Source organism: Arthrobacter sp. Hiyo1, from assembly GCF_001263615.2.
Taxonomy (GTDB): Bacteria; Actinomycetota; Actinomycetes; order Actinomycetales; family Micrococcaceae; genus Arthrobacter.
Genome location: NZ_DF952468.1, coordinates 976,859 through 985,567, shown reverse-complemented (window position 1 = coordinate 985,567; position 8,709 = coordinate 976,859). Strand labels below are relative to the sequence as shown.

Annotated in this window: 10 protein-coding genes and 1 pseudogene; 4 read left to right on the top strand and 7 right to left on the bottom strand. The window is 55.2% G+C overall.

Going from position 1 to position 8,709, the window contains the following annotated elements:
* Positions 1 to 80: 80 nt before the first annotated feature.
* Positions 81 to 704, bottom strand: a pseudogene (locus tag AHiyo1_RS04415) (ATP-binding protein); the annotation flags it as partial.
* Between the two features lie 25 nt (positions 705 to 729).
* On the opposite strand from AHiyo1_RS04415, the gene AHiyo1_RS04410 reads away from it, so the two are divergent.
* Positions 730 to 2,187 (top strand): recombinase family protein, encoded by a 1,458-nt coding sequence (locus tag AHiyo1_RS04410; protein WP_084784352.1) that lies wholly within the window; start codon positions 730 to 732, stop codon positions 2,185 to 2,187.
* Here the strand turns inward: AHiyo1_RS04410 and AHiyo1_RS04405 are convergent, their stop codons facing one another.
* Entirely contained in the window at positions 2,188 to 2,895 is a 708-nt protein-coding gene (locus AHiyo1_RS04405; RefSeq protein ID WP_059387749.1) for a hypothetical protein, read from the bottom strand.
* Between the two features lie 167 nt (positions 2,896 to 3,062).
* Between AHiyo1_RS04405 and AHiyo1_RS04400 the strand changes: the two genes are divergently transcribed.
* From AHiyo1_RS04400 to AHiyo1_RS04390, 3 genes are all read left to right on the top strand, one after another.
* Positions 3,063 to 3,263, top strand: coding sequence for a hypothetical protein (locus AHiyo1_RS04400; RefSeq protein ID WP_059387748.1), 201 nt, complete (start codon positions 3,063 to 3,065; stop codon positions 3,261 to 3,263).
* A gap of 37 nt (positions 3,264 to 3,300) precedes the next feature.
* On the top strand, positions 3,301 to 3,735 hold the full coding sequence (locus AHiyo1_RS04395; protein ID WP_059387747.1) for a hypothetical protein: 435 nt from the start codon (positions 3,301 to 3,303) through the stop codon (positions 3,733 to 3,735).
* Positions 3,736 to 3,835: 100 nt separating this feature from the next.
* Positions 3,836 to 6,016, top strand: coding sequence for a type IV secretory system conjugative DNA transfer family protein (locus tag AHiyo1_RS04390; protein ID WP_059387746.1), 2,181 nt, complete (start codon positions 3,836 to 3,838; stop codon positions 6,014 to 6,016).
* A 61-nt stretch (positions 6,017 to 6,077) separates the two neighbouring features.
* Here AHiyo1_RS04390 and AHiyo1_RS04385 read toward each other — a convergent pair whose 3' ends face one another.
* The 5 genes from AHiyo1_RS04385 to AHiyo1_RS04365 all read right to left on the bottom strand — a co-directional run bounded on the left by AHiyo1_RS04385 (position 6,078) and on the right by AHiyo1_RS04365 (position 8,708).
* Complete coding sequence (locus AHiyo1_RS04385) at positions 6,078 to 6,419, bottom strand: histone-like nucleoid-structuring protein Lsr2 (RefSeq protein WP_059387745.1); 342 nt, start codon at positions 6,417 to 6,419, stop codon at positions 6,078 to 6,080.
* Positions 6,420 to 6,555: 136 nt separating this feature from the next.
* Positions 6,556 to 6,747: a hypothetical protein gene (locus tag AHiyo1_RS04380; RefSeq protein WP_059387744.1), complete on the bottom strand. Its 192-nt coding sequence runs from the start codon at positions 6,745 to 6,747 to the stop codon at positions 6,556 to 6,558.
* Positions 6,744 to 7,361: a hypothetical protein gene (locus AHiyo1_RS04375; protein ID WP_059387743.1), complete on the bottom strand. Its 618-nt coding sequence runs from the start codon at positions 7,359 to 7,361 to the stop codon at positions 6,744 to 6,746. The genes AHiyo1_RS04380 and AHiyo1_RS04375 overlap by 4 nt, the downstream gene beginning before the upstream one ends.
* Positions 7,361 to 8,377, bottom strand: a complete 1,017-nt coding sequence (locus tag AHiyo1_RS04370; RefSeq protein ID WP_059387742.1) for a CHAP domain-containing protein — start codon at positions 8,375 to 8,377, stop codon at positions 7,361 to 7,363. The genes AHiyo1_RS04375 and AHiyo1_RS04370 overlap by 1 nt, the downstream gene beginning before the upstream one ends.
* A gap of 4 nt (positions 8,378 to 8,381) precedes the next feature.
* The gene (locus tag AHiyo1_RS04365; RefSeq protein WP_059387741.1) at positions 8,382 to 8,708 is read right to left on the bottom strand and encodes a hypothetical protein; all 327 of its coding nucleotides are present in this window, start codon (positions 8,706 to 8,708) and stop codon (positions 8,382 to 8,384) included.
* Position 8,709 lies beyond the last annotated feature (1 nt).

Genomic DNA, 8,709 nt, shown 5'->3' with positions numbered 1-8,709 from the left:
CTGCCGGGCCAGGCGTTCCCCTTTTCGCTCCGGAGCGTCCGTGGTGAGCTGCTGGCCGTGTTCAGTCATGGAGTGTCCTTTCATGCGGCCGCGACCGCCTGCCGCAAGCCAAGGGCCTGCCCGATGTCGTCGCTGTGGGGTTGGTCCCTGTGGCCTAGGTCCGCGAGGGTCCAGGCGAGACGCAGAACGCGGTCGTAGCCTCTCGCCGTGAGGATTCCGCGCTCCAAGGAGGTATCCAGAATCTTCGTGGTCGCGGAAGGGAGGCGCAGTTCGCCGCGCAGTACACGCCCGGGAACCTGCGAATTGGTTTCCATCCCGAGACTCCCCAGGCGTTGACGCTGCCGTGAACGTGCGGCTTGGACCCTCGATGCGACGGTGGCGGTGTCTTCCTCCACGCCGGATTGCCCGAAGTCCGCCAGGGATACACGTTCCACCTGGAGCTGGATGTCCACCCTGTCCAGCAGCGGCCCGGACATGCGCCCGAAGTAGCGGCGCCGCATCACCGGAGTGCAGGTGCAGTCGACTCCCTTGCCGGTCGCTTTCCCGCAAGGGCAGGGATTCGCCGCGAGGACCAGTTGGAAGCGTGCCGGATATGCGGCGGTTCCGGCCGAGCGATGGATGACGAGCTCTCCGCTTTCCAGAGGTTGCCGCAAGGCGTCCAGGACCCGGCGTTCATACTCGGGCGCCTCGTCAAGACTATTGACGGCACCCCACGATTGGCTCATAATCATGCCCGGAACTGAATATATGCAAGACCTTCGATTCGCCATCTATGCCAGGATCAGCCGCGACCGTGTCGGCGCTGGCTTAGGTGTAGAGCGCCAGCAAGAAGACTGCGAGAGCCTGGTCCAACAGCTCGGCGGAACCGTCGCTGCCAGCTTTTCCGATAACGACATCTCGGCTTTCTCAGGCAAGCATCGCCCCGGCTATGAAGCACTGCTCCAGTCGATCAAGGCCGGTGAGATAAACGCCGTTGCCGCGTGGCACCAAGATCGGCTCCTACGCCGGACGATTGACCTCGAGAACTACATCGACGTCTGCCAACCGCTGAACGTGGCCACCTACACCGTCAAAGCCGGCCAACTTGATCTGACCACGCCATCGGGCCGAGCCGTCGCCAAGACCCTCGCTGCTTGGGCATCTTACGAAGTCGAGACCTCCACTGACCGAGTGAAGGCCGCCAAGTTGCAAGCAGCAAAATCCGGGCTGCCTTCAGGTGGAAACCGTGCTTACGGTTACGAGCAAAACGGGATGGTCATCATCGAGGATGAAGCTGCGGTGGTCCGGGAAGCTATCAAGAGGTTCACCTCTGGCGACTCCTGGAACCGTATCGCCATGGACTTCAACGCGCGCGATATCCCTACCGCCAAGGGCAACACATGGAATGCGATCAACGTCCATAACATCGCCAATCGAAAGCGCAACATCTCAATCCGTACGCACAACCGTGATGAGTACCCAGCTCAGTGGCCACCGCTAATCGACATGGAAACTTGGGAGGACCTGCAAGTAGCCATCAAGAGAGGCCAGGCCATTTATGGCAAGCGGACTCACGCTCGCAAACACCTGCTCACCGGCTTCATCTTCTGTGGTCTGTGCGGCAACAAGATGACGATCATCAATGCTCAGCAGCGCGATGGCAGCTACTCCCCCGCATTCAGCTGTCGCAGGAAGAATCCCCGCGGTGAGGAGACTGGCTGTGGAAAAGTGAAGCGCAAGAAAGACCCAGTTGAAGATCTGGTCATCGACTGCATTATGTACCGCCTAGACACACCCGATCTTGCCGAGATGCTGGCGAATAGTAAGAGCGACACAGGCGAACTCAAGGCGCTGATGCGTGACCACGAAGCCCAATCACTGCGACTCCAAGAAATCTTGAACCTCTATTCAACCGGCGGCATGACCTTCGACGAGTACAAGACTGCCAAAGTCGCAGCCTCGGCGCGGCTAGATGCCCTTGGGCGCGAGCTGGACAAACAGTCGAGTTGCAACACGATCGGACTCATTCCTGCCGGCCAAAGCGTTCGTGAAGCCTGGGATAAGGCCGACCTTCCATGGCGGCGACAGCTCGTGGATACGCTGATCGACAAGGTGTTGATCTTCCCGAAGCAACCCGGGGACAATAAAGCCCGCTACAAACAGTGGCGCTTCGAACCGAGCAGAATTGAAATCAGCTGGAAGGTCTAACTACTCATCACTCTGGTCCGAGCTGGCTTTCTCTTTTTTCAACTCTTTGGCCCGCTCCCAACTAAAGTCGAGATTTTCATAGCCCGGCATACCGTATATATGATCAATCATGGTGTCTCCATTTCGATCGGCACCGGCGTTATAATCAGAAGTGACTTTAAGGAATCTTTTGACGGCGTCTTGATCCACATTGTCGATCGCCACGTGATACAGCAATGAGTTTGCGTCGGTCAACACCTTGTGCATTGTGGACATAATCGCCTCAAGTTTGGCTACCCGGATTCGAAGCGCCTGAAGATCGACATTTACGTCATCTTCGTCTTCATCAATCCGGTAGGGGCTTGAACTGGACCTTGCCTCTGCTTCCAGGAACTTCAGGAACACCTCCGCACCCTCCTGCTCATGGCGAACCAGAGTGCGGTAGGTAATATCCCCCGCCTTGGCGAGGAACTCCGTTCGACGGTCGGTCAGATTCTTGTGGTCCCGCGCCCATAGCGCATTCAGGAATGCATCCTTGTACTTCCCGCGAGTCATGGCTTCTGCCGCTCGCTCAAACATGCGTCGAATCTGTTTGGCATCGGCGTCTACTAGGGCGTGAAGCTCAGCCTCCTTCTCTACAAAGACCTCCTTGTCCATGCCGTACCCCTGGCAGAGACTACGCAGTAGTCCCACCTTTTCTTCGCTGCTCAGCTCATCGGTTGTTGTCATACAGCCAAGCTACACGAATCGACATGCTGATGCCACCCTTCCGACATGGCATCCTTGTTTTACATGCAGTCGCCATGCTACCGTCATGTCCATGTCCAGGTGGAACCCCCGGATCAAGGAACCGCAGCTTGACAACTAAACAGTGAGAACCAACCCAAGGAGCAGTCATGGATTACTACGTCACGCTCTTCCTCGCCAACACGGCGCTCGTCATCGCTTCAGCCGGAGGTCTCTTCACTCTGTGCAACCAGTTCGCCAAGCTGACCGCCCGCTGGTCGGTAAATAGGGCCAAGAAACAAGAACTTCAGGCTCAGTTCGCTGAGTTCCTCAAGGCGCGCGAAGCAGAACAAGCAGAAACGTCCGCGTAAGAAAAATCAACCAATCCAACACTGAGGGAGCCTCCAAATGAACATCAACCGAGCAGTAGAAGCGTCCATGCAAGACCAAATGTCAACGGGTGAGATAGTCGGCGCCTTCGCTATCACCGCGGTGTTGCTGATTGTTTTCACAGTCATCATCATCTGGGCGGCAATAGCCGTCACTCGCGATCCGAAGGCGACCAAGGCGGTGAACCGAAACTGGCACAATGCAAATGCGCCACTGCGAGGTTTCGGAAAGCTGTTCAAGGACGGCTACGACAACGGTCGCAACCGGGCCCTAGGGGCACTAGCCTTCCTTGTCCCGACAGCATCAGCCGTTGACGTCGAAACCAAGTTCAGCGACGGAGTTGGCCAGGTACTGGAAGGCATCTGGCTCATCATTCTTCCGTACGCTTCGGTCGCCTTCGTCCTCTTCCTCATCATCATCGCGCTGAAGAAGCTCGCTGGACGTTCGCGGTAGCTGGTCGAAAGAGCCACATTGTGCCACAGTAAAAAGTGGCATGATGTGGCTCTTTCTATTTTCCCTTCTACCTCCATCGTTAGCATTGGGAGTAATAGATATGAGACTCAAAAAACAAAGTGAGCTTGATCAGGAACGCAAATCTTTCCTCATCACTTTCCCTAGCGACTTGTCCGAAGAACGCGTGCTGGCGATGCTGCGCGTATTAAGCAGTAGCATCCATTCCGGCATCGAGCGCATCTTTGGCGTGAAGACCATCGTCTTTGAAACATGGGCAACCTCTACTGGTATCAAGCACCGCGTACTCCTCCCCTGGCAGATAGCCGACCAGGTTACGAGCCACATGCGTCACCAGATCCCTGGTCTCATCGTCGAGCCGGACAAAGAGCGGCTGCGCCCGGTATGGAAGAACGCAGTCGAGATTGGAATGGCACGATCAAGTCATCAGCTTAAGGTGGGTGATGCTACCGACTTATCCACAGGAATCCTGACTGCCGCGGCTCACGCTCTTACCGATGGTGAATCAGCCGTCTTGCAGTGGATCATCACGCCGACAGCCGGCAGTAGTGAGTTCAGCATTATGGGCACACTGCTAGGACGCCAAGAGAACCCTGACGACATCAAGGACCGCCAAAAGAAACTGGAAGAGCCAAACTTCCTCGTCTCTGGACGCGTGGCCGCGACAGCAGGGACAGAGGCAAGGGCTCAGTTTCTAGTCCGTGGCATTGTCGATGTTCTGAAGTCGAGCAACGGGGGCTCGGCTTATCTAAAAGTTCTAGGCGGGTCTTCGGCGACAGTTGGTGAGAGTCTCAACCATGCTGTTACACCCTGGCTCTTCCCGTGCCAGTTCAATGTCTCGGAGCTGGCAGCGTTGGCCGGCTTCCCCATCGGCAATCCGTTCATACCTGGTCTCCCCCGCGCATCAAGTCGCCATCTTTATGCCACCGAGGAGGTAGCCCGCACTGGTCGGCATTTAGGTATAAGCAACTACCCTGGCCATCCGCGAGACATTGCCCTTAGCTATAAGTACGCGCCCTATCACAGCTATATCTCTGGGTCTACTGGTTCAGGTAAGTCAACCATGATGGCCAACGGGGTAGCGCAAGATATGGCTAACGGATATGGCGTCATTGTCATCGACGCGAGCAACAGCGAATCTGACGAGACACTGTTCAACCGGTCGCTTGGCTACATTCCTTACGATCGGCTAGGTGACACCATCATCATGGACGTCAATAAGTCGCTTGACCGACCAGTTGGCTTCAACGTCCTTGACCAGGGCCATGCACACATGGTGGTTGACCAAATATCGGGCCTGATCCAACAGCTCTACCCTGATAGCAAGGGTGTCTGGACGCGTGAACTTATCCACCATGGGCTGTACGCGCTGATCGATCACGGCAACTGCACCATCATGGATCTGATGACGTTGATCCGTCCGAACAGCGACACCGAGAAAGTCTGGGCCAGAGACGTCGTCAAATCAGTCAAGGACCCGCGTATCCGCCAGTTCCTAGAGGAATGGCTCGCACTCAAGGATGAAGAGAAGCGCACCAAGTCGCAGCCGCTGTATGACCGCCTCTGGCAGTTCAATAACCGTCCTGAGATTCACAACATCCTGGGACAGACCGAATCTGCCTTCCAAATGCAGGACGTCCTGAAACAGAACAAGATCTTGCTCATTAACCTTGCAGGGCTACCTGAGGAGACCTCCGCGCTATTGGGGACACTCCTGTTCGAGGCTCTGTGGACAACTGCTCAGTCGCTGAAGCCGGCTAGAGATAACTTCGTCTACCTAGATGAGGTGCAGCAGATGACCAAATCATCGGTCAATCTTGGTGCTATCATGGCTCGTGGCCGTAAGCATCTGTTCGGCCTGACACTGGCGACACAGTACCTCGACGGTTCCAAAGTGAGCGCTGAGACTAAGTCAGCCATCATCAACAACGTGGGCACGAAGATCATATTTGCCACCAGTTCCCAGGAGGCGAAGATCTGGGGCAACGAGTTTGGCCATCACATCACACCAGATGATTTCATCAACATCCGTCAGTTCGATGCGTACGCCAAGATCAGGAATAAGGCCGGGGCTGGTGAACCCGTCTCACTAACCGCAGCTCCCCCACTTGAACCGATGGGGAACGCGGCTAAGGCTATCGAGCTGTCAGCGCTCAAGTATGGCAAACCGATTGAACAGGTTGAAGCTGACATCGCAGCGCGGCGTAGTCCATCTAAGTCCGCTGACGAGGAGCGGCCAACGCTAGGTAGCTGGAAGTTGTAACGAAAAGCCAACAAAAAGGTCCCCACCGGCAATGGTGGGGACCTTTTTGTGGAATGGACCTCTAACCGACCGATTCGTGGTAAGCATCCTCAACGGACTTTGCGATACGTCCACGGGCGTTCACTTCAATTCCCTGCGAAGCAGCCCACTCCCTGATCTTTTTGAGTTCTTGTTTGTCGCTCTTAGCGGAGGAAGAAGCAGCGCGCGGAAGACGCGAGACTTCTTGGGTAGCAACGGATGTGTACTTCTGCATCAGCTTGCGGAACTCATCAGCGTTCTTCTGCCCAAGGTCGATGCTGTAGGACTTACCTTGGAAACCGAAAGTGAGCGTTTCACCCTGGCCTTCTTCAAGGACTTCGTTGGTGAGATCATCAATAACGCGGGTATACGTCTGCTTTGCCATATGACAACAGTACAGAACAGTCACTCAATTCAAAAGCCACCTAGCGCGCTTCTAGGTGGCTTCATTTTTTGGACGACTGTTGTATCAGGTTTTCATGTACGAACGCTGAGAAACGATGATAGCAGCCAATTAGCCACTATTTCAGGCTGCGTTGCTGGCGGATGTGCAAGACGCCAAGTCCAAACGCGGCGAGGATGGCATTGATGAACGTGGCTGTGGTGTCTGGCAGTGATATGTAGCCCGAGTCAACCAACGCGTTCGTGATGACTAGGATGACGCCGACCCAGAACGGTACGTCTGTCCAGAATGATTTGATTGTGTTTTTCATAGTTGCTCCTTTGCTTTACGTTGTTGTTCCTGCGCCAGGGCGATGCGATGCTCAATCGCTAGCTGCGTACGCAGACGCCCGATGACGACAGGGTTTGTTGTGACCACCAAGGTGTTGTTCTGCGCTTTCCAGCCCTTTGGCTGTGCGCCGAGCTTCAGGCTGATGCCAGCCCCTTCCCCCGACACGCTCCAGTTGGTCGAGCCCTCAAAGGCAATACCCTGGCCAACCAGCACCCCGGCCTTTGTGTGACTTATCTGGTGTGTTGCCGACTGGCCAATTGCAATCGAATTGCTAAATCCCTCTGGATCTCGAGCTTCATCCATGGCGAGAAGATTGCGTTCGTGGACACCGCCAGCCTGAGAGCGGTCAAGTGTCCCCTGCACCACAACCTCTGGGTTTTGGACGAGCTTCATGATGTCGGCGTTGATCTCATCGTCTGCGTACCCGTACTGGTTGAAGTCGAATTCAAACTGCTCGCGTTGGATCAGATGCCGCAAAATGCCGTGTACATCGTCCCGACCGACAAGGAATACGTAGTGGCTACCAAAGCCAGGCGTTAGCTTGCCTTCCGGGGTGAAACGCGCGAGTTCCAATATGCGTTCATCGTCAACCATCACCCGTTCCTTCTAAGTGCGCTGACAAGCCAATCCACAACTGTTGTGAGCCATGTTGATGTTTTTGGTGGAGTTAAAGGAGGATTCGTTGCTTGTGATGTAGGAGGTACGACCGTTCCGGTTGGTTTTGTCGGTACTGGCTTGTCAGCCGCTTCAAGTTGCTGAATGGTGGCGTTTGCTGCTGCAACAGCTTTGTTGGCAGCGTCGAGTTTGACAGTGAGGTCGTGGATCTTTCCCGCGTCATCGCTAGCAATGCTTTCAGCCTGCTTGACGTCTTCATTAGCGGCGGAAAGTTGAGCCGTGAGGTCAGCGACGTTCTTGACCAGCCCGACGCTCTTAGACTGTTCAGTCGCGAGTTGAGTCTTAGCCGCTGCCAAGTCGGCTGCTGTCTGGGCTTGCTGTTGAGCCACTGTCACACGGCCAGCCATATATTGCTGGCGTTCTTCGGAAGCCAGGATGTCGTCGGCAACGAAGTCGACCGTGTAGTGACCTACGTAGTGGTCAATGGCCCCCTGGTCAGGTTCTCGACCGAGATAAGCCCAGTAGATAGCGTTTAGTCCTGCGTTTGTAATCATGTCTGTATCACCTCCTTGTGATGGTTGGGTTGCTATCGTTTTGATCTTTGGTCGCCACTTGCCAAGGTAGCCTTGCGAAAAGAAGGCATCGAGTCCAGCTGTCCGCCTACCAGCAAAATTCTGGTCATAAATCTTGCCGTGGTACCAGATAGCGATGTGACCATATGGGCCAGTCCAGTTGCCGACGTCATCACCCCAAACAAGAATGTCGCCATCTTGTGCCGTAGTCCCGGCCGGTAAGCGGTCAAATGCCACAGGAATTGCTGGGTTCGGGTTCGTCCAGTAATCCACCGCGTTGCCCCAGGCGCCTGGTTGCATATCGAAACACTGGGCCAAATACTGCGAAACCAAACTAACGCACTCGCCTTGGTAGCCACCCTGGTAGTTGGGCCACGCCTTGCCTATGGTGTCGTTGTAGAACTGGTCCAGAGTCTTTGCCATGCCGCTACTTGCCTACGTGGCCGCCTACAACAAGGTAGACAATGCCGCCGACGATTACATTTGATATGGCTAACGCGGTGGCCACCTTCGACCAGATCTTGTCGTACCGCGAGTTGAGGGCGGCGATCTCGATTGAGTGTTCACCCTGCACTTTGGCGAGGTTGGTGATCTCGGTGATGAAACTGTCGGTTTTCTTCTCAACAGCCTTGGTGATACTCGCGCCGTTCTCATGAATCGCCTTATCCATGCGTTCAAAGATGACGGCGTTGTTCTCAAGCAAAGCGATCTTGATGTCGTTTTTGTCTACCTGGTTGTGCTGCGTGCTATCCATT

What these genes read in the sequence shown, in the direction of transcription:
- AHiyo1_RS04410 (WP_084784352.1), top strand. Translation starts at nt 730, where the DNA reads ATGCCCGGAACTGAATATATGCAAGACCTTCGATTCGCCATCTATGCC.
- AHiyo1_RS04405 (WP_059387749.1), bottom strand. Translation starts at nt 2,895, where the DNA reads ATGACAACAACCGATGAGCTGAGCAGCGAAGAAAAGGTGGGACTACTG.
- AHiyo1_RS04400 (WP_059387748.1), top strand. Translation starts at nt 3,063, where the DNA reads ATGGATTACTACGTCACGCTCTTCCTCGCCAACACGGCGCTCGTCATC.
- AHiyo1_RS04395 (WP_059387747.1), top strand. Translation starts at nt 3,301, where the DNA reads ATGAACATCAACCGAGCAGTAGAAGCGTCCATGCAAGACCAAATGTCA.
- AHiyo1_RS04390 (WP_059387746.1), top strand. Translation starts at nt 3,836, where the DNA reads ATGAGACTCAAAAAACAAAGTGAGCTTGATCAGGAACGCAAATCTTTC.
- AHiyo1_RS04385 (WP_059387745.1), bottom strand. Translation starts at nt 6,419, where the DNA reads ATGGCAAAGCAGACGTATACCCGCGTTATTGATGATCTCACCAACGAA.
- AHiyo1_RS04380 (WP_059387744.1), bottom strand. Translation starts at nt 6,747, where the DNA reads ATGAAAAACACAATCAAATCATTCTGGACAGACGTACCGTTCTGGGTC.
- AHiyo1_RS04375 (WP_059387743.1), bottom strand. Translation starts at nt 7,361, where the DNA reads ATGGTTGACGATGAACGCATATTGGAACTCGCGCGTTTCACCCCGGAA.
- AHiyo1_RS04370 (WP_059387742.1), bottom strand. Translation starts at nt 8,377, where the DNA reads ATGGCAAAGACTCTGGACCAGTTCTACAACGACACCATAGGCAAGGCG.
- AHiyo1_RS04365 (WP_059387741.1), bottom strand. Translation starts at nt 8,708, where the DNA reads ATGGATAGCACGCAGCACAACCAGGTAGACAAAAACGACATCAAGATC.